A 21160-nucleotide genomic window follows, 5' to 3' on the forward strand; every position below is an offset into this window, starting at 1 on the left:
GGGCTCGGACCTGTGTGTTCGCCCCTTTTTTAGCCCGCACATGGGCGGAGTCGAGGACGGCCCGCGACAGGTCGAGCAGGTTCTCGTCGTCCAGGATCGCCTCGTGCAGCCGGCCCCACACGCCGGCCCGGGACCAGATCAGGAACCGGCGGTGGGCGGTCGACTTGGAGATACCGAAGCACGGCGGCAGTGCTCGCCAGGCACAGCCACTGACCAATACGTAAATGATCGCAGCGAACAGCGTCTCATCAGGGATGTCCTGCGTCCCGCCGCCCTGCGGCCGCACCCTCGACGGCGGGATCAGCGGCTTCGCGATCTCCCACAGCCCGTCCGGAACAATCCAACTCCACGTACCCCGCCCCATACACAGCCCAACGAGCCATCACCACATAGGACACCGTCTTAGACGCCGCGTTCGCGTTCGGTGCCCGTGATCACGAACGCCGACAGCAGCAGCGCGGCCAGGGCGATCAGCGAGCCGACGCCGAACGCGCGGGCCGAGCCCTCGGTGAGGATCTCCGACGCCGAGCCGTGGGCGTGCTGTGTCGCCGTGCCGAAGACCGTGACCAGAACGGAGAGCCCGAGGGTGCCGCCGAGCCACTGGAGGGTCTGCAGAAGGCCTGAGGCGGCGCCCGCCTCGCGCGGTCCGATGCCCGCGAGAATGGTGGCGTTCAGCGGCATGAAGCTCAGACCGACTCCCAGCCCCATCACCAGCAGTGGGCCGAGCAGCCCGGACAGATAGCCGTCGCCGGGTTCCAGCAGCCACAGCCAGCCGGCCGCGACGGAGATCAGCGCCATGCCGGTGAGCAGGACCGGCTTGGCGCCGAAACGCTGGAGCAGCCGCGGCACGAGGCGCACGGTCGTGAACATCAGCAGAGTCATCGGCAGGAAGGCGAAGCCGGCCCGCAACGGGCTGTAACCCAGGGCCTGTTGGCTGATCAGGGTGAGAAAGTAGAACGCGCCGAACATGCCCGCGGGCAGCAGCAGGACGCCGGCGTAGCCGCCCGCGCGGTTGCGGCTCGCGAAGAGGCGCAGCGGCATGATCGGCTGCTCGGCGCGCGCCTCCACCAGGGCGAAGCCGGCGAGCAGGGCCGCCGCCGTGCTGAAGCCCAGCATCGCCCGGGTGTCGCTCCAGCCCTCCTCCGAGACCCGGATGAACGCGTAGACCAGCGAGGTCATGCCCGCCGTGCCGGTGAGCGCCCCCGCCGCGTCGAACCGGCCCGCGTGGCGTGGGGTCTCGGTGACGAAGCGCGGGAGTGCGGCGGCGACCGCGATGCCGATCGGCACGTTGATCAGCAGGGACCAGCGCCAGGACGCCCATGAGGTGAGCATGCCGCCGAGGACAAGTCCGAGCGAGGCGCCGATCCCGGCCATCGAGGAGTAGACGCCGAGGGCGTGATGGCGGCGCGGTCCCTCGGGGAAGTTCGTGGTGATGAGGGCGAGGGTGCTGGGGGCGATGAGCGCGGCGCCCACGCCCTGAAGCGCGCGGGCCGCGAGCAGCCAGGAACTCTCGGTGGCCAGACCGCCGAGCAGGGAGGAGGCGGCGAAGAGGAGGGCGCCCGCGGAGAGGGTGCGGCGGCGGCCCGCGATGTCGCCGATCCGGCCGCCGAGCAGGAGCAGGCCGCCGAACGCGAGCGTGTACGTGTTGAGGACCCAGGACAGGCCGGTGGCGGTGAAGCCGAGGTCCCGCTGGACGTCGGGCAGCGCGACGTTGACGACGGTTGAGTCGACTCCGACCATGAGGTAGGAGGTCACGATGACGAGGAGGGCGGTGGTCGCCTCGGCCGGGTGAAGCGGCCGCGGGGGTAAGCCGGCTGACGGTGTGCCAGGGGTGGGGGCGCCCGTGGACGGGGTGGACGGGGTGGACATGGAGTTCTCCTGGTCTGATGTCCCCGGTACGGTGCGGGTGGGCAGCGCCGACTGCCCGCCGAGATAAGCGGGGACTGTCTCCGTTTGACTCTCGTCAAGATACGGAGAGAGTCCCCGGTTCGCAAGGAGTCTCTGAATGACCCAGGTCAAGCCGATGCGTGCGGATGCGCGGCGGAACTACGAGCGGCTCCTCCAGGCGGCGGCGGGCGCGTTCGCCGAACACGGGGAAGGTGCGTCACTGGACGACATCGCCAAGCGGGCAGGCGTGGGATCCGGGACGCTGTACCGGCACTTCCCCACGCGGCAGGCGCTGCTGGGGGCCGTCTACGTGGACGCCATCGAGGCGATCGCCGTGCGCGCGGACGAGATCGCGGCGGAGCTGCCGCCGGGTGAGGCCCTCGTGGAATGGCTGAACGAGCTCGGCGAGGGGATGATCCAGGTCCGCGGGCTGAAGGCGCTGCTCGGGTCGGCTGTCGCGGACGGGAGTTCGGAGGTGCTGGCGCGCTGCGGGACCTCGGTCAAGGAGGCGGCCGGGCGGCTGGTCGAGGCGGCTCAGCGGGAGGGAACCCTGCGGGCCGATGTGGAGCCGATCGAGATGCTGCGGCTGGTGCACGGGGTGGCCAGCGCGTCCGAGCTCGGGAACGGGGACGGGGCGTACATCCGTCGGTATCTGTCGCTGCTGACGGAGGGGTTGCGGGCGTAGCCCTCCGTGCCGCTTTCGGGCGCCGGGTGCCGTCCTCGTGTGCTGGCTGCCGGGTGCCGTCCTCCGGTGCCGGGTGCCGGGTGCGGATTCGGCTTTCGGGCGCGTGGTGGGTCGGGGCCGTGCCCGTACATCCCGGTCGTCACGCTTGGATCGGACGTGGGCTTCCGGGGAGCCGTCGCTCGGCCCGAACGTGAGCGACGGACACTCGGGATGTACGGGCACGGTCCCTCCGCGTGGAACCGGTGCGGGTGGTGCCTGGCGTGGCTGCTGCCCGTCCAGCGCGTTTCGGCAGCGGGGCGGGATTCAGTCCCTCCCGCGCCTGAGGGCGGGATCCGGGCCGGAGTCGCGGTCACGGAGTCGCGGCGGCTGGGCCGGGAGGGTGCTGCCGGAGCCCGGAAAGGTCCTGTCCCAGGGGCTCGGCAGGCCCTGTCAGAGGGACTGGGCCGCCGGTTTCACCATGCCTCGGACCGTGCGGGACTTGACGAAGTCGCCCATCGCCGTCATGTCCCACTCGCCGGAGAACTGCTTGATCAGCTTGGCCATCATGACGCCCGTCTGGGCCTCGGCGTTGGTGAGGTCGAAGCGGACGAGCTCCTCGCCGGTGGCGGCGTCCAGGAGACGGCAGTAGGCCTTGGCCACCTCGGTGAACTTCTGGCCGGAGAAGGAGTTGACCGTGAAGACGAGGCCGGTGACCTCCGGGGGGAGGTGGCCGAGGTCGACGGTGATCACCTCGTCGTCTCCGCCGCCCTCACCCGTGAGGTTGTCGCCGGAGTGCTTGATCGCGCCGTTCACGATGGAGAGCTTGCCGAAGTAGCAGCTGTCGATGTGGTTGCGCTGGGGGCCGTACGCGATGACCGAGGCGTCCAGGTCGATGTCCTTGCCGCGGAACGCGGGCTCCCAGCCGAGGCCCATCTGGACCTTGGAGAGGAACGGGCTGCCGCCCTTGACCAGGGAGACCGTCTGGTTCTTCTGGAGGCTGACCCGGCCCTTGTCGAGGTTGATCTTGCCGGTGGGGGCCGGGGCCGCGGGGGGAGCCGGGGGAGCGGCCGGGGCGGTGACCCGGGGGTCAATGGACGGGGCCGGGGGTGTCACCGGGGGCTGCGGAGGCTGCGCCACGGGGGCGGGCCGGGCGGCCGGGGCGGGTTCCTCGACACTCACGCCGAAGTCGGTGGCGATGCCCGCAAGTCCGTTCGCGTAGCCCTGGCCGACCGCGCGGGCCTTCCAGGCGCCGTTGCGGAGGTAGACCTCGACGATCACCAGAGCCGTCTCCGTGCCCAGCTGGGGCGGGGTGAAGGTGGCCAGGACCGTGTTGTCGTCCGCGTCGCGGATCGTCGCGGTGGGTTCGACGCCCTGGAACGACTGGCCCGCCGCGTCGGGGCTCGCCGTGACGACGATCTTCTCGATGCCCGGGGGGACCGCGGTGGTGTCGACCGTGATCGCGTCGGGCGCCGTGCCGCCGCCCGAGCGGTAGGTCACGCCGGGGCCGGTGGGCTGGTTGTAGAAGATGAAGTCGGCGTCGGAGCGCACCTTGCCGTCGGCGGTGAGCAGCAGGCTCGACACGTCGAGCCGCACCGGGGCGGTGACGTCCACCGTCACGCGGGAGACGGGGAGAGGGATGTTCGAGCCGGGGGTCATAGCTGTCATGCCTGGGGTAACGAGCGGAGGCGCTTTACCGTTCCCTTACCCAAGGGGTGACTTGCGGGGCCATGTCCTCCTTCGCCCCCGCCACTCGGGTTCGTTCCTGGTGAGTGTGCGGAGGAAGCCTTTGGGGGCCTGGGCGGAGCCGCCGGTCACCGGAGGCTCTCGCGTGGTAGCGCGTGACCCCTTCGGTGGATTGGTCGAACACCGGGATGAATTCACTGTCCCCCAGAAGGGTGACGCGGGGCTGTTGCCGATCTTGGTCGTGAGCCGGCGGGGAAGGGATGCCCCGGCCCGAACGATCAGCGGTGTCCGCGCGGGCGCCGCACGTCAGAATGGAGTCGGCCTTGAACTCCGTACCGAACGGAACCTGGGTGATCACCCGTCCCGGCGAGCAGATGCTCACCATGGAGGGAGGGGTGTCGGAGCCCAAGACGCCCGTCGTGCTGCTGCCGCCCACCGGCAGCCCCGGCGAGCAGGAGTGGCAGCTGGAGAACCTCGGCAACGGCAACTGCGTGATGCGCAACGTCAGCAGCGGGACGTATCTGTCCTTCGACACCGATCCGGAGGTGAACAAGCCGGTCGCCGGGTTCCCCGAAGCGCGCGAATGGGTGCTCTACCAGGGCGAGAGGCCGCACACCTTCCACATCGTCGTCCCCGGAGGCCCCGTCGACGGCTACGAGCTGGCCCTCGACCTCGGCCTGCTGCGGATCTTCCCGCCCCGCCTCGCCCTGCGGCCGCTCGAGATCGGCAACGCACGCCAGGCGTGGATGTTCCAGCCCGTGGAGTAGTGGGCGATGTTCCAGCCCGTGGAGTAGCGGCGTGAACCGGGTGCCCGGGTCGGCGACCGACCCGGGCACTGCTCCGGCACGACGGCGATCTCGCGCCCCGCGCCGGCCCGGACTGTTCCAGTGCCGTCCGCTCCCCGTCGCCGCGTCAGTACGGCCAGATCGGCGGGTGCGTCGTGAAGTGGCCGCCCAGGTGGGCGTGGTCCGGGTTGCCGGGGTCGAGGTCGCCCTGTTCGGCGACGAGCTTGTCGGCGTACGGCTCGGAGTCGTCGCGCGGTTCGTAGCCGAGGGCGCGCGCCGTCGAAAGGTCCCACCACAGGCGGGTGTTGGCGGACGAGCCGTAGACGACCGTGTGCCCCACGTCCTTCGCGGTCAGGGCCGCGTGGAAGAGGCGGGCGCCGTCCTCGGGGCTCATCCACACGGAGAGCATGCGCACGCTGGTGGGCTCCGCGAAGCAGGACCCGATGCGCACCGAGACGGTTTCGAGGCCGTGCTTGTCCCAGTAGAACTGCGCCAGGTCCTCGCCGAAGGACTTGGAGAGGCCGTAGAAGGTGTCCGGGCGGCGCGGGGTGTCGACGGGGATCAGGGGGTCGTCGCCCAGCGGGCGCGGGGTGAAGCCCACCGCGTGGTTGGAGGAGGCGAAGACGACACGGCGTACGCCCTCCTCGCGCGCCGCCTCGTACAGGTTGTACGTCCCCTCGATGTTCGCCTTGAGGATCTTGTCGAAGGAGGCTTCCAGGGAGATGCCCGCGAGGTGGATGATCGCGTCGACGCCCCGCACGGCCTCGCGCAGTGCCGCCCGGTCGGCGAGGTCCGCGGTGATCGCGTCCGGCTCGCCCTCGACGGGGAGCACGTCGAGCAGGCGCAGCTCGTAGCCGTACTCCGGCAGCAGCCCGCGCATCAGGGTGCCGAGTCCGCCGGCGGCGCCGGTGAGCAGAACGGTGCGGGGAGCGGGCATGCGGGGGTCTCCTCGGTGCGGGCCGGCGGGTCGGGGCGGAGGTTCCGCCGGACAGTCGGCATGGGCTCTGTCCGGCGGACGTATTCGTGTCCGATATTCACATCCATGGACACGCTAGGGAGCGCTGACGTGCTGCGTCAAGTGTCGCGCGGAGGGGGGAAATCCGCCTTCGTGTTGCGGCTTTGTGTGCTTGACCGGCCCCGAGGTGGCGGCTTAGCGTGGGCGCGTTCAGAGATATGGACGTGGATCAGAAACGTGCACCCGGTGGGCACCTTTCAAAGGAGAGTCCGTGACGTCAGCCCCTCTTGCCGCTCGGCTGAGCATCCCCAGCGGGCCGCTCTTCTTCCCCGTCACCGCGTACGGACCCGACGGCTCGGTCGACCTCGACGTCTACCGGGAGCATGTGCGGCGCGGCGTCGAGGCCGGAGCCGCGGCGGTCTTCGCGTGCTGTGGCACCGGCGAGTTCCACGCGCTCGTGCCCGAGGAGTTCGAGGCGTGCGTACGGGCGGCCGTGGAGGCGACCGCGGGACGGGTACCGGTGGTCGCGGGCGCCGGATACGGGACCGGCCTCGCCGTGCGCTACGCGCGGCTCGCGGAGGCCGCCGGGGCCGATGGGCTGCTCGCCATGCCGCCGTATCTCGTGACGGCAGGACAGGAGGGGCTGCTGCGGCACTACCGGGAGATCGCGGCCGCCACCTCCCTGGACGTCATCGTCTACCAGCGCGACAACGCCGTCTTCACTCCCGAGAGCGTGGTCGAACTCGCCCGCACCGAGGGGATCATCGGCTTCAAGGACGGGCTCGGCGACCTGGACCTGATGCAGCGGATCGTCAGCGCCGTGCGCAGCGAGGCCCCCGGCGACTTCCTCTACTTCAACGGTCTGCCCACGGCCGAACTGACCGGACTCGCCTACCGGGGACTGGGGATCACGCTCTACTCCTCGGCGGTCTTCTGCTTCGCCCCCGAGATCGCGCTGGCCTTCCACCGGGCGCTGAACACCGGGGACGACACGACGGCGAACCGGCTGCTGGACGGCTTCTACCGGCCGTTCGTCGACCTGCGCGCGCGGGGCCGCGGCTACGCGGTCGCCCTCGTCAAGGCGGGCGTCCGGCTGCGCGGACTGGAGGTCGGCGAGGTGCGGCCCCCGCTGAACGAACCGGCCGAGGACCATGTCAAGCAACTCGCGCAGCTGATCGACCGCGGGTACGCGCTCCTTGAGGGGGACATGTGAGGACGTCCGCGTTCCTGTACCCCTGGGACGTCAACGGGGACCCGGAGGCCGCCGCCAGGACCGCCGGTCTCGGCGTCCGCCAGGTGACGCTCGCGTCCGCGTACCACTCCACGCGCGCGTCGACGCCTCGCCACCCCCGGCACCGGATCGTCACGGCCTCGCACGCCTCCGTGCTCCACCCGGTGGACGAGGCGCGGTGGCGGGGGCGTGCCCTTCGCCCGTACGCGGCGGGCGACTGGGCGCCCGGCGACGCGTACGGCGAGGCCGCCGCGGCGCTCGCCGAGGCCGGGCTCGACGTCCACACCTGGGTCGTGCTCGCGCACAACTCCCGTATGGGGGAGGAGCATCCGGCGACCTCCGTCGTCAACGCCTACGGAGACCGCTACCCCTGGGCCCCCTGCGCGGCGCAACCCGCCACGCGTGCCTACCTGGCCGACCTCGCGGTGGAGGCCGCGGTCCGGCCCGGCGCGACCGGTACGGAACTGGAGTCGCTCGGCTGGTACGGGCTCGCCCATCTGCACGCCCACGACAAGATCGGCGGGGTGGCGCTCGGGGACGCCGGGCAGTACCTGATGTCGCTCTGCTTCTGCGCCGCTTGCGCGGACGGGTACGACCGACAGGGGCTCGACGCGGAGGAGTTGGGGTCCTTCGTGCGCGGTGCTCTGGAGCCGGTGTGGCGGGGGGCGCCGTCCGACGGGGACTGGGCCGGTGTCGAGAAGCTGCTCGGGGCGGAGACCGCCGCGGCCACCCGACGGTGGCGCGACGGGGTGGCCCGCTCACTCCAGGAGGACACGGTCTCGGCCGTCCGCTCCGCCGCACCGGCGGGGTTCCAGGTGCTGCTGCACGCCGATCCCGTCTCCTTCCACTGCGGTGCGAACGCCGGGGTGGACCCCCGGCACATCCTGTCCGTGGCCGACGGGGTGGTCGTGCCGTGCACCGCGGGCGCCGGGCCGCTGACCCCGTTCGCGGACGCGGTGCGCGCTGGCGCCAAGGGGCGGGTCCTGGCGGCCAACTTCACCGTGGTGTCGGGGATGGGAGGCCGGCCGGACAGCCTGGCGGCGGACGCGGCGCGCGCGGTCGAGCTGGGCGCGACGGAACTCCGGCTGTATCACGCGGGGTTGGCCTCGGACGCCGATCTGGAGGTGGTACGGGGGGTGTTGGCGGGGCTGTAGTCCAGCCCCTCGGGCGGTGACGGTCCAGCGCCTCGGGCGTGACGGTCCAGCGCCTCGTCAGTCCACCACCGGCGCAGGGGCGGTCCGCAGAAGAGGGCTCAGGGTCACCAGCCGGATCAGGCCCAGCGCGGGCAACAGGACCCGGTAGTCGACCAGTTCGACGAGCCCCGCCCCTAGGGCCAGCCCGACGGCGTTCGGGGCGTACAGCAGCGTGTTCACGGTGGCGGAGGTGCGGCCCAGCAGGTCGGCCGGGGTCTCGCGCTGGACCGCGGTGTACGTGGCGATGAGCACGCAGGGCAGCCCGGCCCCCACGGCCGTGCTGGAGACCAGGGCCACCGGATCGAGGGGAACCGCCCGGAGGGCGACCGCGACGGCGGTCAGCGCGATGCCGCAGGCGGCGAAGCGCCGTTCGCCCAGCCGCCGCAGCAGCGTCCCGGACACCAGCCCGACGCCGACCGACCCGGCACCCTGGGCGACGTACAGGACGCCGACGTATGCGGGGGACCGGCCCAGCCCCTCGGCCACGGCGTAGACCGTCGCGCCGTTGATCCCCCCGAAGAGCATGGTCGTACCGCCGGCCAGGACCAGGACCCGGAGCCGGGGGTTTTGCCGGAGGTGGCGTACGCCTTCCGCGGTGCGGGTGCGCAGGCTCACGGCGGACGTCCGGACCGGCGGGGTCTCGCGGACTCTCAGCAGCGCGTACACCCCCGCCGCCAGCACGAAGGTCACCGCGTCCAGGAGCGCCACCCGCGCGCCGCCGTACGCGGCGTAGAGACCCGCCCCGGCGAGCGGGGCCACCAGTTTCATGCCCTCGTTGGCCGTCATGCGCAGGCCGTTGAGGTCGCCGAGGAGACGCTCGTCGATCGCGCCGGCCAGCAGCGCGGTCTCGGCGGCGTCCTCGATCACCCCCGCCGTGCCGTAGACCAGGAGCACCGCGAACAGGATCCACAGGCGGCCCTGCCCGTCCACGGTGAACAGGACGGGCAGGAGCGCGGCCAGGACCAGATTCGTCCCGATGAGCAGGGGGCGGCGGCGGGTCCGGTCGGCGAGGGTGCCCAGGACGGGGCCGATCAGCGTGGGGGCCCAGAGGACGACGGCGCAGAGCGCCGCCAGACCGTTCGAGCCCGTCAGATCCTTGACCCAGATGCCCGAGGCCAGCCACATCGCCGACGTGCCAAAACCGGAGACGATCACTCCGGTCAGATACGGACCGGCGTTGCGATCGCCCAGAACCCTCATCACTGTCCATGCCATGGCAGGTGATCATGGTTCTAAGGCGGGATCGAGGGGATCGGGCAACTGCCTTAGACACGGGCACTGCCGAGGCCCGTCGGCGGACGACGGCTCAGTCGCTCGCCGCACGGACGGGGGCGCCTCCTCACCCCGGGGTCCCTCAGTTCTTCAGCAGCGCGCAGACGAAATTCTCCTCGACCTTGCGCAGCTCCTTCAGCAGTTCCGGTTTGGTCGCCTCGTTCACCTGGGTGGTGAGCGAGACGGTCAGGGACCGCCGGCCGTCGGGTGTGGCGGCGATCAGCTGTGTGTAGCCCGGGAAGTTGCCCGTGTGGCCGAGGACCACTCCGCAGCGGGTGGAGTAGCGGAAGATCGCCGCTCCCGCCTTGTTCTCGCCGGGTCCCGCCGGCTCCGAGGCCCCGTCGATCCAGCGGCGCTGCTCGCGCAGGGTGGCCTTGGAGATCAGGGCGCCGCCCGCGTAGCCGCGGATGAAGCGGGTCAGGTCCGCCGGAGTCGAGATGATCCCGCCCGACGCCCACACGCCCGACGCGCTGAGCACCTCGCTGATGTCCTCCGGGGGGTTCGGTGGCTGGACGTCGTAACCGTGCATGTACGGCTCGGGCATCTCGTAGCCCTGCGGGAGGCTCGTGTCGCGCAGGCCGAGCGGCCGGTAGACGAGTTCGCGCAGCAACCGCTCGTAGCGCTCGCCGGTCGCCGCCTCGGCCATCAACGCGACCGCGATGTTGTCGGAGTTCGAGTACTTGTACTGCGATCCGGGCCGGAACAGCAGCGGTTCGCCGGCCACGAAGTCGAGCAGCCGGCGCGAGTCGAAGTGGTGACGCGGATCGGCGGTCAAGATCTTGAGGAACTCGGGACTCTGGGAGTAGTCGGGCAGCCCGCTGGTGTGGTTCAGCAGCTGGCGCAGCGTCACGGCGTGCCACTTCCGCGGCAGGGACGGCAGCCGGCGGCCGATGGTGTCGCCGAGGGAGAGCGTGCCCCGGTCCACCAGGCCCAGCGCCACGGCACCGCTGAACGCCTTCGCCGTACTGGCGATCCGCGTGTGGTCGTTCGGTTCGATCGGACGGCCGCTGTCGATGTCGGCGACTCCGGCGCGCACGACGCGGGACTCGCCCTCCCGGCGCAGGACGGCGATGACACCGGGCGGGCCGCCGGGGCTGCGCACGAGCTCTTCGAGCTGCTTCTGCAGCGCGCGGTCGTGGTCGCGGTCCGTGGAGCCGGAGCCGGAGCCGGCGTCAGCCGGTGCGGACACGACACCGGTCAGACAGGCGGCGGCCAGCAGCGCGCTGAGCGGCAGGCGCAGCCGGGGGCGGCGGGGCAGTTGCATGGGGTTCTCCCGAGTCGGACGGTGGCCGGGGCACGCCCAGCTTCGGTCCCGGGCGATCCACTCGCCTGCGCCGCTGCTGCATACGGAGGAGCGGGCCGTCCGGCGTCGGGTCGTCCGGCTGTCCTGGTGCGGGGGCCCGGGAGCGGGGAACCGATGAGTTTTGTGTGCGGACGGGGTCTATCCCATGGGCCCGGCCTCCATGGGCCCGGCCTCCATGGGCCCGGCCCCCATGGGCTTCCCCCTGAAGTGGACACGAGTTCTGAGGAGAATCGGATGACCGGCCAGACTTTCGACCTCGGGCCGCAGGCCCTGATCGTGGCGCGTCTCGCGGACGCGGTCACGGACGACCGGCTCGACGGGGCGACCCCGTGTCCGGACTACGCGGTGCACAACATCCTGGGGCACCTGGCCGGACTGTCCGTCGCCTTCCGTGATGCCGCGCGCAAGGACCTGGGCGCGTCGACCGACACGAGCCCGGACTCCGCCGTCCCCGACATCGGGCCCGGCTGGCGCGAGGCACTGCCGAAGACGCTCGACGAACTCGGCGACGCCTGGCGTGACCCGGACGCCTGGACCGGAATGACCCGAGCGGGCGGAGTGACACTGCCGGGCGCTGTGGCGGCTGCGGTGGCCGCCGACGAACTGGTGGTGCACGGCTGGGACCTCGCGCGGGCCACCGGCCAGGACTACGAGCCCGATGCGGTCGCCCTGCAGGCCTCGTACGAGTTTCTCAGCGCCGCGGCCGAGGACCCGACCCGGGGCGGCGGCATCTTCGGCCCCCTCGTCCCGGTACCCGACGACGCGCCCCTCCTGGACCGCGTGATCGGCCTCAGCGGCCGCGACCCAGGCTGGAAGCCGTAGCGGGGGAGCAGGAAGCGCAGAGCCGTGATCCGCCTTCGCTGAATCACGGAGGCACACGGGTCGGGCGCCAGGTGTGCGACCCGGAAACCGAGGTTCTACGGGCTGCCCGTCGCGTACGCGGGCAGCCCGATCTTGTGCTCTGGTGCCCGTACACCCCAGTTCTGCCCTGCCAGGTCCTTGCCGAACGCGCCGTCGGCACCTGCCCGTGCCCTGCCGGGCCGACCTCGACCGACATCGCGAAAGCGAACGCCCGATGCGCCTCACCCCAAGGGTGGCATCCGGACCCTCCGAGGCCTCGCACCCCGCGCGTCACATCAACTTCCTCTGCCGGAAGCGTTGACGAAACACGGTCGCGCTCCTACCTTCAACGCGTCGTACTTCGTACGTCATATATGAGACGCGATATGCGAGATCCGGGATCGATGTCCACGGTCGGGGCCCGGATCCCGTGATCCGAGCCGTGAGACCGGAGAGGCGCGCATGACCTCTGTGCCCACCCCGATCCCCTCCCGCACGCAGTTCGTGCTGGAAGGGATCAAACACCGCATCCTCACCGGGCAGTTGACCCCGGGACAGGCCCTGGTCGAGACCGACCTCGCCGCACAGTTCGGGGTGTCCAAGACCCCCGTGCGCGAGGCGCTCAAGACCCTGGCCGGTACCGGGCTCGTCGTGATGAACCAGTACAAGGGCGTCACGGTACGCATGGTGGACGCGGACATGGCGCGCGAGGTGTACGACGTACGGCTGCTCCTCGAACCCGAGGCGCTGCGTCGGGTGGTGCGCCGCGGAGCCTCCCTCGACGACGCCCGGGACGCGCTCACCCGTGCCGACGACGCCGCCGACACCGCCGAACGGTCCCTGGCCAACAGGGAGTTCCACCGCGCCCTGTACGTCCCCTGCGGCAACCCGCTGCTCGGCCGGATGCTCGACGAGGTGCGCGACCAGGCCGCTCTCGTCTCGGCGGTCGCCTGGGCGGCCGACCCCTCCTGGGAGCGGGAGGCGAGCGAGCACCGGGAGATCCTGCGGCTCGCCCTCGACGGTGACGCCGACGGCGCGGCCGGAGCGCTGCACGCGCACATCGCGTCGTTCGTGCAACGGGCCTTCCCCCAGGGCCAGGAAGAGGGCGGACAGGAATGACAGCGACGTTCGAGACCCAGCGGGCGGCCCTCGCCGAGGTCGTGGCGATCCCGGTGACGCCGTTCGCCGAGGACGGCACGATCGACCGGGACACCCACCGGGCCCTGCTGCGCCGGCTGATCGACGGCGGCGTCCGCACCCTCACCCCCAACGGGAACACCGGCGAGTTCTACGCCCTCACCCCCGAAGAGCGCCGGACCGTCACCGAGTTGACCGTCGAGGAGGCAGGCGACCGCGCGGTCGTCCTCGTCGGTGTCGGGCACGACGTACCGACCGCCGTCGCCTCCGCGCGGCACGCCCGTGCCCTCGGCGTACCGATGGTGATGGTCCATCAGCCCGTGCATCCCTACGTCTCGGAGAGCGGCTGGGTCGACTACCACCGGGCCATCGCGGAGGCCGTGCCCGAGCTGGGCGTCGTGCCCTACATCCGCAACGCGGGGCTCGCGGGCGCGCGCCTCGCCGAACTCGCGGACGCCTGCCCGAACGTCATCGGTGTGAAGTACGCCGTTCCCGACGCGGCGCGCTTCGCGTCCTTCGCGCGGGACGCCGGGCTCGAACGGTTCGTGTGGGTGGCCGGACTCGCCGAGCCGTACGCTCCCTCGTACTTCTCGGCCGGCGCCACAGGCTTCACCTCGGGCCTGGTGAACGTCGCCCCGGCCGTCTCGCTGAACATGATCGAAGCGCTCCGGTCCGGCGACTACCCGGCCGCGATGAAGGTCTGGGAGCAGATCCGCCGCTTCGAGGAACTGCGCGCCGCGAACGCCTCCGCGAACAACGTCACCGTGGTCAAGGAAGCCCTGTCCTCGCTCGGGCTGTGCCGCCGCGACGTCCGCCCGCCGAGCAGGCCGCTGCCCGCGGGCGAGCGTTCCGAGGTCGCCGCGATAGCCGCCGGATGGTCCCTGTGAAACGGCCCGAGGACCTCAGAAGCCATCAGTGGTACGGCACCGACGGGCTGCGTTCGTTCAGCCACCGGGCCAGGACCCGGCAGCTCGGCTACCTCCCCGAGGAGCACCTGGGCAAGCCGGTCATCGCGATCCTCAACACCTGGTCCGACATCAACCCGTGCCATGTGCACCTGCGCGACCGCGCGCAGGCCGTGAAGCGGGGCGTGTGGCAGGCCGGCGGATTCCCGCTCGAATTCCCGGTGTCCACCCTGAGCGAGACCTTCCAGAAGCCGACCCCGATGCTCTACCGCAACCTGCTCGCGATGGAGACCGAGGAACTGCTGCGGTCGTATCCGGTGGACGGCGCCGTGCTGATGGGTGGCTGCGACAAGACCACGCCCGCGCTGCTCATGGGGGCCGCCTCGGTCGATCTGCCGACCGTCTTCGTGCCCGCGGGGCCGATGCTCCCGGGCCACTGGCGTAACGAAGTCCTCGGCTCCGGCACCGACATGTGGAAGTACTGGGACGACAAGCGCGCCGGTCTCATCGGGGACTGCGAGATGACCGAGCTGGAGAGCGGGCTCGCCCGGTCGCCGGGGCACTGCATGACGATGGGCACGGCGTCCACGCTGACGGCCGCCGCCGAGGCGCTCGGCGTCACCGTGCCCGGCGCGTCGAGCATCCCGGCCGTCGACTCCGGACACGACCGGATGGCCGCCGCGGCGGGGCTCAGGATCGTCGAACTCGTCCACAAGGACCGGACGTTGTCCGACATCCTCACCGCGGACGCCTTCACCGACGCGGTGACGACGGTGCTCGGTCTGGGCGGTTCGACGAACGCCGTGATCCATCTGATCGCCATGGCCGGACGGGCCGGAGTCGCCCTCACGCTGGACGACTTCGACCGGATCGCCCGGACCGTGCCGGTCCTCGCCAATGTCCGGCCCGGTGGACGGACGTACCTCATGGAGGACTTCCACTTCGCCGGCGGTCTGCCCGGCTTTCTGTCGCGGATCACCGATCTGCTCCACCTGGACCGGCCCACGGTGTCCCACGACAGCATGCGCGAGCAGTTGGCGACCGCCCGGGTGCACAACGACGACGTCATCCGCACCCGGGAGAACCCGGTCGCGGCCGAGGGCGGGGTGGCCGTGCTGCGCGGCAATCTCTGTCCCGACGGTGCCGTCATCAAGCACATCACCGCCGAGCCGCACCTGCTCAAGCACACCGGTCCCGCGGTCGTCTTCGACGACTACCGCACCATGCAGCGGACCATCGACGACCCCTCGCTCGGCATCACCGCGGACAGCGTCCTCGTGTTGCGGAGCTCCGGCCCCAAGGGCGGTCCGGGCATGCCCGAGTACGGCATGCTGCCCATCCCCGACCACCTGCTCAAGCAGGGCGTCCGGGACATGGTGCGGATCTCCGACGCCCGGATGAGCGGCACCAGTTACGGCGCGTGTGTGCTGCACGTGGCGCCCGAGTCGTACGTGGGCGGCCCGCTCGCCCTCGTGCGGAGCGGGGACACGATCACCCTCGACGTCGAGGCACGGTCACTCCAGCTCAACGTGGACGACGCGGAGCTGGAGCGCAGGCGGGCGAAGTGGACTCCGCCGCCCGTCCGGTACGAGCGCGGCTACGGCGCGCTCTACAACGAGCAGATCACCCAGGCCGACACCGGCTGCGACTTCGCGTTCCTGGCCCGGCCGGGCCAGGTGCCGGACCCGTACGCGGGCTGAGGCCCCCGCACCCGCACGTGGAAGTGCTCGACGCATGTGGTCGTAGCAAGCGCTTCCTGCACCCGCTGTACTTGCCCCACTGCGAACGGAGAACAGTCATGGCCCAAGCCGCAGCCGTGGCGAAACCGCCCGCGCCACCCCGGCGGCGCCGTGCTTCCGCGACCCCGCGCAGGCTTCCGTATTTGCTGATCGCCCCGGCGGCGCTGCTGATGCTCGGTTTCATCGCCTACCCCGTCATCAGCGTCTTCTACTACAGCCTGCAGAACTACAACCCCACCAAACCCTGGCGCAACGGCTTCGCGGGCTTCGGCAACTTCACGCACGCCTTCACCCAGGACCCCCAGTTCTGGGACACGCTGACCTTCAGCGCGAAGTGGGTCGTCGTAGAGGTGGGTCTCCAGCTGCTGTTCGGCCTGGCGCTCGCGCTGATCGTCAACCAGACCTTCGCCGGGCGGGCGTTCGGACGTGCGCTGGTCTTCTCGCCGTGGGCCGTCTCCGGGGTGCTGACCTCGGCGATCTGGGTGCTGCTCTACAACTCCCAGACGGGCATCACCCGTTACCTCGCGGACGCCGGCATCGGCTCGTACGGGACGAGCTGGCTGTCCGACACCTCCACCGTCTTCCCGGCGGCCGTCGTCGCCGATCTGTGGCGCGGGGTCCCCTTCTTCGCGATCCTGATCCTCGCCGATCTCCAGTCCGTCTCCAAGGACCTGTACGAGGCCGCCGAGGTCGACGGAGCGAGCCGCGTCCGGCAGTTCCTGCACATCACGCTCCCGCACCTCAAGGACGCGATCATCCTCTCCACCCTGCTGCGCGCGGTGTGGGAGTTCAACAATGTCGACCTGCTCTACACCCTGACCGGCGGCGGACCCGCGGGCGAGACGACGACCCTGCCGCTCTACATCGCCAACACCAGCGTGGACGCCCACAACTTCGGCTACGCGTCGGCCCTCACCACGGTCGCGTTCGTGATCCTGCTGTTCTGCTCGATCGTCTATCTGCGGCTGAGCAAGTTCGGAGGCGGGGACAAGTGATCACCAAGGACGCCGGGACGATCGCCCCGGCCGCACCCGCCCCGCCCGTCGAGGTACCCCGCCCGCGTGAAGGGAGGAAGCACCGCGCCTGGGACGAGGTCCCGCGCCGGCACATCTATCTCCCCCTGGGCATCTACCTGCTCTTCACCCTGATCCCCTTCTACTGGATCCTGCTCTTCGCGCTGCGCCCGGCCGGGTCGACCTCGCTCGTGCCCTGGCCCATGACGTTCGAGCACTTCGACAAGGTGTGGACCGAGCGCAGCTTCGGGACCTACTTCCAGAACAGCGTCCTCATCGCCGTCGCCACCCTGGTGATGACCACGCTCGTCGCGCTCGCCGGCGGCTACGCGCTCGCCCGTTTCGACTTCCGGATCAAGCGCGGCTTCATGCTCGCGCTGCTCTGCTCGCAGTTCGTGCCGGGCGCGCTGCTCCTGGTCCCGCTCTTCCAGATCTTCGCCGAGCTCCGGATGATCAACTCGCTGGTCAGCGTCATCATCGCCGAGACGGTCTTCCAGCTGCCGCTGTCGATGATCCTGATCAGCGGCTTCATCAGGAACGTGCCGTACAGCCTCGAAGAGGCCGCCTGGGTGGACGGCTGCAACCGCTTCGACGCCTTCCGGATCGTCGTCCTTCCGCTGCTGCGGCCCGGGTTGATCGCCGTCGGCTCCTTCGCCTTCGTGCACGCCTGGAACCACTTCCTGTTCGCCCTGATGTTCCTCAGCGACCAGAGCAAGCAGACCATCCCGGTCGGCCTCAACACCCTGATGAGCTCCGACAGCGTCGACCTGGGCGCGCTCGCCGCGGGCGGCATCATCGCCGCCGTCCCCGTGGTCGTCGTCTTCGCCTTCATCCAGAAGTGGCTGATCACCGGATTCAGCGCCGGGGCGGTGAAGGGATGACGACCATCTCCCAGCAGGGTGGCGCCCGCCGCGCGGACGGTCCGCGGACCGCGCCGGCCGGAGATACCGCGCACACAGGCCCGCGGACCGCGCCCACCCCCGCCCCGGCGAACACGACGGCCCCCGCGGCCCCCCTGCCCGTCGTCCTCGCGGGCGCCCGGGGCCACGGCCGCTGGCACCTGGACAACATCCGCCGGCTCCAGGACAAGGGCCTGGTACGCCTCGCCGGGGTCTGCGAGCTGAACCCGCTCACCGAGGAGGAGCTCGGCGGGCAACGCGTGGAGCAGTCCGCGGATCTCGGGGCCCTCCTCGACTCCACCGACGCCGTCGTCGCGGTGATCTGCACCCCCATCCCCACCCACACCGACCTCGCGCTGACCGCCGCGCGCAAGGGCGTCCACCTGCTCCTGGAGAAGCCGCCCGCGCCGTCCTACGCCGAGTTCCGGCGGATGGCGGACGGGGTCGCGGCGGCCGGAGTGGTCTGCCAGATCGGCTTCCAGTCGCTCGGATCGCACGCCGTGCCCGCCATCAGGAAACTCCTCGCCGAGGGCGCGCTCGGCCGGGTGACCGGCATCGGCGGGGCAGGCGCCTGGGCGCGCGACGAGGCGTACTACCGGCGCGCGCCCTGGGCGGGAAAGCGCCGGCTGAACGGCGTGGACGTGGTGGACGGTGTCCTGACGAACCCGCTGGCCCACATCGTCGCCACGGCACTCGCGCTGGACGGTTCGACCCGCGCGGAGGACGTCACCGGCATCCGGACCGAGCTGCTGCGCGCCAACGACATCGAGTCCGACGACACCTCGTGCGTACGGGTCACGACCACCGGGGGCCGGATCACGGTCGCCGCGACGCTGTGCGCCGAACACCCCGGGGAGCCGTACGTCCTGGTGCACGGCACCGGCGGCCGGATCACCTTCTGGTACAAGCAGGACCGGGTCCTCGTGCAGCGGTCCGGGCGCGGCCCCGAGGAGACCGAGTACGGCCGCACGGACCTGCTGGAGAACCTCGTCGAGCATCTGACGGGCGGCGCCGAACTGCTGGTCGCGCCCGAGTCGACGGGCGCCTTCATGAAGGTCGTCGAAGCGATCCGGCAGACACCCGACCCGATCGCACTGCCCCCGGACGCCTGGGAGCTGCTCCCCGGAGAGCGGCGCCGGGTGGTGCGCGGCATCGACGGATTCGTCGCGGCGGCCGCCGACACCCTCGCCCTCTACTCCGAGCTGGGCGCCCCCTGGGCGCTCCCGAAAGAGGTGAGCACCCGATGAACAACGACTCGCCGGTCCTGCGGATCGGCGGCCGCCCCGTCGGCCGCTACGTCACCCGGCCCGCGCTGCCGGACCGGCTCTCCCCGCGCCCGTATCTGCACCCCGTCACCACCCTGGCCGGCACGGCCGTCACCGAGCTCAGCCCGGCCGACCACGCACACCACCTCGGCGTCGGTGTAGCCGTACCCGACGTCGAGGGGCACAACTTCTGGGGCGGGCGCACCTACGTCCGCGACCAGGGGCCGACCGAGCTCGACAACCACGGCGCCCAGCGGCACACCGCCTTCCAGCTGTGCGACCCGGACGGCTTCGTGGAGGAGCTGCGCTGGATGGCCGCGGGCACCGAGCTGCTGCGGGAGCGCCGTACGGTGGCGGCCGTCGGACTCACCGACTCCGCCTGGGCGCTGGACTTCACCTTCTCGCTCACCAACGTCACCGCGCGCGGGCTCTCCCTCGGCAGCCCGGCCACCAACGGACGGCCGGGCGCGGCGTACGGCGGCTTCTTCTGGCGGGCCCGCAAGGAAGCGGACGCCCCGCGCGTGTTCACCGCCGACGCCGAGGGCGAGGAAGCGGTCCACGCACGCACCGCCGACTGGCTCGCCCTCGCCGGCGACGGCTGGACGCTCGTCCTCGCCGGGGCGACCGACGCGACGCGCCGCGACCCGTGGTTCGTCCGCACCGCCCAGTACCCGGGCGTCGGCTCCTCCCTCGCCCACGAGAAGCGGCTCACCATCGAGGAGGGCGGCACGCTCGTACGCCGGGTCGTCACCGTCGTCGCCGACGGCACCCTCGACCGGAGCGAGGCCGCGGCGCTGGTCCGCAAGGCGGTGAGCCCCTGATGGCCCTGCCCTCCGCAGACCTGGGTGACGGCACCTACCGCAACCCCGTCCTCGACGCCGACTGGTCCGACCCCGATCTGCTGCGCGTCGGCGACGACTTCTACCTCACCGCCTCCAGCTTCGGCCGTGCCCCCGGTCTGCCCCTGCTGCACTCCCGGGACCTGGTCAACTGGACGCTCGTCGGGCACGCCCTCCAACGACTCGAACCCGCGCGCGAGTTCAGGAGTCCCCGGCCCGACTCCGGTGTGTGGGCGCCCTCCCTGCGCCACCACGACGACCGTTTCTGGATCTTCTGGGGCGACCCCGACCACGGCATCTTCCAGGTGAACGCCCCACAGATCAGGGGACCTTGGAGCCGTCCGCAGCTGGTGAAGGAGGGTAAGGGGCTCATCGATCCCTGCCCGCTGTGGGACGAGGAGAGCGGCGAGGCGTATCTCGTGCACGCCTGGGCCAAGTCCCGTTCGGGAGTGAAGAACCGACTCACCGGGCACCGGATGCGCCCCGACGGCACCGGGCTGCTCGACGAGGGGAAGGTGATCGTCGACGCCGACCTGATTCCCGGCTGGTTCACCCTCGAAGGCCCCAAGGCCTACCGGCACGACGGCTGGTTCTGGATCTTCGCGCCCGCCGGGGGAGTCGGGACCGGCTGGCAGGGCGCCTTCCGTTCGCGCGGATTCTTCGGGCCCTACGAGGAGCGGGTGGTCCTGGAACAGGGCGGCACCCGGGTCAACGGCCCGCACCAGGGTGGCTGGGTGCGCACGGCGGCGGGCGAGGACTGGTTCGCGCACTTCCAGCAGCGCGGGCCCTACGGGCGGGTGGTCCACCTCCAGCCGATGCGCTGGGGCACGGACGGCTGGCCCGTGCTCGGAGACAGGGGCGCCCCCGTCGCCGTACACCGCAAGCCGGACCTGCCGCCCCAGCCGCCGTCCGCGCCCGCCACCGACGACGACTTCCCCGGCGGCCGCTTCGGGCGCCAGTGGCAGTGGACCGCCAACCCCCAGGACGGCTGGGCCACCCAGCACTCCGGCGACGGACTGCGGCTGAGCTGTGTCCGTACGGCGGACGCGCACGACCTGCGCAGGCTGCCCCATGTCCTCACCCAGCGGCTGCCGGGCACGGCCGCCACCGTCCAGGTGGACCTGCGTCTCGACAGCGAGGAGCCCGGGGCGCGGGCCGGACTCGTGGTGCTCGGGGACGCGTTCGGCTGGATCGGACTCCAGCGCGAGCCGGACGGATCGGTACGGCTCGTGCACCGGTTCGCCGAGGAGGTCGCCGCGGCACCCGTCGCGCGGTCCGGGCCGTGCGGGGGTGAGCGGGACGCCGCCCGCGCGCGGCCCGCGCCCGAGGGCCGGGCCCGGCTGTGGATCGAGATCGGCGCGGGAGGCCGCTGTCGCTTCTCCTGCGACGTCGGTGGCGGCCGGCAGCCCTCGGGGCAGGTCTTCGCCGCCAGGCCCTGGCGCTGGGTCGGCGCGCTGCTCGGCCTCTTCGCGCTCGCGCCGCCCGGCGGGGGACACGCCGGAGCCGCCTCGTTCACGCGTTTTCGTGTCACCGCGACCCCCTGAGGGTCA

General features: G+C 71.5%; 18 protein-coding genes and 1 pseudogene. 13 read left to right on the top strand and 6 right to left on the bottom strand.

The features are described from left to right. Both ACFYW8_RS34670 and ACFYW8_RS34675 read right to left on the bottom strand, forming a co-directional pair. A pseudogene (locus ACFYW8_RS34670) lies at positions 1 to 364 on the bottom strand (transposase); the annotation flags it as partial. 38 nt (positions 365 to 402) lie between these two features. Beyond that, on the bottom strand, positions 403 to 1869 hold the full coding sequence (locus tag ACFYW8_RS34675; protein ID WP_389087402.1) for an MFS transporter: 1467 nt from the start codon (positions 1867 to 1869) through the stop codon (positions 403 to 405). Between the two features lie 136 nt (positions 1870 to 2005). On the opposite strand from ACFYW8_RS34675, the gene ACFYW8_RS34680 reads away from it, so the two are divergent. Next, positions 2006 to 2572 carry a TetR/AcrR family transcriptional regulator gene (locus ACFYW8_RS34680; RefSeq protein WP_389087407.1) on the top strand — a complete coding sequence of 189 codons (567 nt, stop codon included), beginning with the start codon at positions 2006 to 2008 and terminating at the stop codon, positions 2570 to 2572. A 429-nt stretch (positions 2573 to 3001) separates the two neighbouring features. Here the strand turns inward: ACFYW8_RS34680 and ACFYW8_RS34685 are convergent, their stop codons facing one another. Next, positions 3002 to 4207 (bottom strand): TerD family protein, encoded by a 1206-nt coding sequence (locus ACFYW8_RS34685; RefSeq protein ID WP_389087933.1) that lies wholly within the window; start codon positions 4205 to 4207, stop codon positions 3002 to 3004. Positions 4208 to 4557: 350 nt separating this feature from the next. Between ACFYW8_RS34685 and ACFYW8_RS34690 the strand changes: the two genes are divergently transcribed. After that, on the top strand, positions 4558 to 5001 hold the full coding sequence (locus ACFYW8_RS34690) for a hypothetical protein (RefSeq protein WP_389087412.1): 444 nt from the start codon (positions 4558 to 4560) through the stop codon (positions 4999 to 5001). Between the two features lie 145 nt (positions 5002 to 5146). Here ACFYW8_RS34690 and ACFYW8_RS34695 read toward each other — a convergent pair whose 3' ends face one another. Further along, positions 5147 to 5956 (bottom strand): NAD(P)-dependent oxidoreductase, encoded by an 810-nt coding sequence (locus ACFYW8_RS34695; protein ID WP_365877727.1) that lies wholly within the window; start codon positions 5954 to 5956, stop codon positions 5147 to 5149. Positions 5957 to 6245: 289 nt separating this feature from the next. On the opposite strand from ACFYW8_RS34695, the gene ACFYW8_RS34700 reads away from it, so the two are divergent. Together ACFYW8_RS34700 and ACFYW8_RS34705 are read left to right on the top strand one after the other, a co-directional pair. Further along, positions 6246 to 7187 (top strand): 5-dehydro-4-deoxyglucarate dehydratase, encoded by a 942-nt coding sequence (locus ACFYW8_RS34700; protein ID WP_389087420.1) that lies wholly within the window; start codon positions 6246 to 6248, stop codon positions 7185 to 7187. Then, entirely contained in the window at positions 7184 to 8359 is a 1176-nt protein-coding gene (locus ACFYW8_RS34705) for a hypothetical protein (protein WP_389087425.1), read from the top strand. Before ACFYW8_RS34700 ends, ACFYW8_RS34705 begins: the two co-directional genes overlap by 4 nt. A 57-nt stretch (positions 8360 to 8416) precedes the next feature. Here ACFYW8_RS34705 and ACFYW8_RS34710 read toward each other — a convergent pair whose 3' ends face one another. Beyond that, positions 8417 to 9613 (bottom strand): MFS transporter, encoded by a 1197-nt coding sequence (locus tag ACFYW8_RS34710; protein ID WP_389087430.1) that lies wholly within the window; start codon positions 9611 to 9613, stop codon positions 8417 to 8419. Between the two features lie 139 nt (positions 9614 to 9752). After that, positions 9753 to 10934 carry a serine hydrolase domain-containing protein gene (locus tag ACFYW8_RS34715; RefSeq protein WP_389087435.1) on the bottom strand — a complete coding sequence of 394 codons (1182 nt, stop codon included), beginning with the start codon at positions 10932 to 10934 and terminating at the stop codon, positions 9753 to 9755. Between the two features lie 273 nt (positions 10935 to 11207). Between ACFYW8_RS34715 and ACFYW8_RS34720 the strand changes: the two genes are divergently transcribed. The 9 genes from ACFYW8_RS34720 to ACFYW8_RS34760 all read left to right on the top strand — a co-directional run bounded on the left by ACFYW8_RS34720 (position 11208) and on the right by ACFYW8_RS34760 (position 21154). Continuing rightward, on the top strand, positions 11208 to 11795 hold the full coding sequence (locus tag ACFYW8_RS34720) for a TIGR03086 family metal-binding protein (protein ID WP_389087440.1): 588 nt from the start codon (positions 11208 to 11210) through the stop codon (positions 11793 to 11795). A gap of 480 nt (positions 11796 to 12275) precedes the next feature. Further along, on the top strand, positions 12276 to 12932 hold the full coding sequence (locus ACFYW8_RS34725; protein ID WP_389087446.1) for a GntR family transcriptional regulator: 657 nt from the start codon (positions 12276 to 12278) through the stop codon (positions 12930 to 12932). Further along, on the top strand, positions 12929 to 13837 hold the full coding sequence (locus tag ACFYW8_RS34730) for a dihydrodipicolinate synthase family protein (protein WP_389087453.1): 909 nt from the start codon (positions 12929 to 12931) through the stop codon (positions 13835 to 13837). The genes ACFYW8_RS34725 and ACFYW8_RS34730 overlap by 4 nt, the downstream gene beginning before the upstream one ends. Then, positions 13825 to 15555 carry an L-arabinonate dehydratase gene (gene araD / locus ACFYW8_RS34735; protein WP_389087458.1) on the top strand — a complete coding sequence of 577 codons (1731 nt, stop codon included), beginning with the start codon at positions 13825 to 13827 and terminating at the stop codon, positions 15553 to 15555. Before ACFYW8_RS34730 ends, araD begins: the two co-directional genes overlap by 13 nt. Before the next feature lie 98 nt (positions 15556 to 15653). Next, entirely contained in the window at positions 15654 to 16589 is a 936-nt protein-coding gene (locus tag ACFYW8_RS34740; RefSeq protein ID WP_365877709.1) for a sugar ABC transporter permease, read from the top strand. Further along, the gene (locus ACFYW8_RS34745) at positions 16586 to 17488 is read left to right on the top strand and encodes a carbohydrate ABC transporter permease (protein WP_389087467.1); all 903 of its coding nucleotides are present in this window, start codon (positions 16586 to 16588) and stop codon (positions 17486 to 17488) included. The genes ACFYW8_RS34740 and ACFYW8_RS34745 overlap by 4 nt, the downstream gene beginning before the upstream one ends. After that, entirely contained in the window at positions 17485 to 18753 is a 1269-nt protein-coding gene (locus ACFYW8_RS34750) for a Gfo/Idh/MocA family protein (RefSeq protein ID WP_389087472.1), read from the top strand. The genes ACFYW8_RS34745 and ACFYW8_RS34750 overlap by 4 nt, the downstream gene beginning before the upstream one ends. Then, positions 18750 to 19592 (top strand): PmoA family protein, encoded by an 843-nt coding sequence (locus tag ACFYW8_RS34755; RefSeq protein ID WP_389087478.1) that lies wholly within the window; start codon positions 18750 to 18752, stop codon positions 19590 to 19592. Before ACFYW8_RS34750 ends, ACFYW8_RS34755 begins: the two co-directional genes overlap by 4 nt. Further along, positions 19592 to 21154, top strand: coding sequence for a family 43 glycosylhydrolase (locus tag ACFYW8_RS34760; protein ID WP_389087484.1), 1563 nt, complete (start codon positions 19592 to 19594; stop codon positions 21152 to 21154). Before ACFYW8_RS34755 ends, ACFYW8_RS34760 begins: the two co-directional genes overlap by 1 nt. Positions 21155 to 21160: the final 6 nt, after the last annotated feature.

Origin of the sequence: Streptomyces sp. NPDC002742 (assembly GCF_042888885.1) — a bacterium.
In the GTDB taxonomy this organism is placed as follows: domain Bacteria; phylum Actinomycetota; class Actinomycetes; order Streptomycetales; family Streptomycetaceae; genus Streptomyces.

What these genes read in the sequence shown, in the direction of transcription:
- ACFYW8_RS34675 (WP_389087402.1), bottom strand. Translation starts at nt 1,869, where the DNA reads ATGTCCACCCCGTCCACCCCGTCCACGGGCGCCCCCACCCCTGGCACA.
- ACFYW8_RS34680 (WP_389087407.1), top strand. Translation starts at nt 2,006, where the DNA reads ATGACCCAGGTCAAGCCGATGCGTGCGGATGCGCGGCGGAACTACGAG.
- ACFYW8_RS34685 (WP_389087933.1), bottom strand. Translation starts at nt 4,207, where the DNA reads ATGACCCCCGGCTCGAACATCCCTCTCCCCGTCTCCCGCGTGACGGTG.
- ACFYW8_RS34695 (WP_365877727.1), bottom strand. Translation starts at nt 5,956, where the DNA reads ATGCCCGCTCCCCGCACCGTTCTGCTCACCGGCGCCGCCGGCGGACTC.
- ACFYW8_RS34710 (WP_389087430.1), bottom strand. Translation starts at nt 9,613, where the DNA reads ATGGCATGGACAGTGATGAGGGTTCTGGGCGATCGCAACGCCGGTCCG.
- ACFYW8_RS34715 (WP_389087435.1), bottom strand. Translation starts at nt 10,934, where the DNA reads ATGCAACTGCCCCGCCGCCCCCGGCTGCGCCTGCCGCTCAGCGCGCTG.
- ACFYW8_RS34720 (WP_389087440.1), top strand. Translation starts at nt 11,208, where the DNA reads ATGACCGGCCAGACTTTCGACCTCGGGCCGCAGGCCCTGATCGTGGCG.
- ACFYW8_RS34725 (WP_389087446.1), top strand. Translation starts at nt 12,276, where the DNA reads ATGACCTCTGTGCCCACCCCGATCCCCTCCCGCACGCAGTTCGTGCTG.
- ACFYW8_RS34730 (WP_389087453.1), top strand. Translation starts at nt 12,929, where the DNA reads ATGACAGCGACGTTCGAGACCCAGCGGGCGGCCCTCGCCGAGGTCGTG.
- araD (WP_389087458.1), top strand. Translation starts at nt 13,825, where the DNA reads ATGGTCCCTGTGAAACGGCCCGAGGACCTCAGAAGCCATCAGTGGTAC.
- ACFYW8_RS34740 (WP_365877709.1), top strand. Translation starts at nt 15,654, where the DNA reads ATGGCCCAAGCCGCAGCCGTGGCGAAACCGCCCGCGCCACCCCGGCGG.
- ACFYW8_RS34750 (WP_389087472.1), top strand. Translation starts at nt 17,485, where the DNA reads ATGACGACCATCTCCCAGCAGGGTGGCGCCCGCCGCGCGGACGGTCCG.
- ACFYW8_RS34755 (WP_389087478.1), top strand. Translation starts at nt 18,750, where the DNA reads ATGAACAACGACTCGCCGGTCCTGCGGATCGGCGGCCGCCCCGTCGGC.
- ACFYW8_RS34760 (WP_389087484.1), top strand. Translation starts at nt 19,592, where the DNA reads ATGGCCCTGCCCTCCGCAGACCTGGGTGACGGCACCTACCGCAACCCC.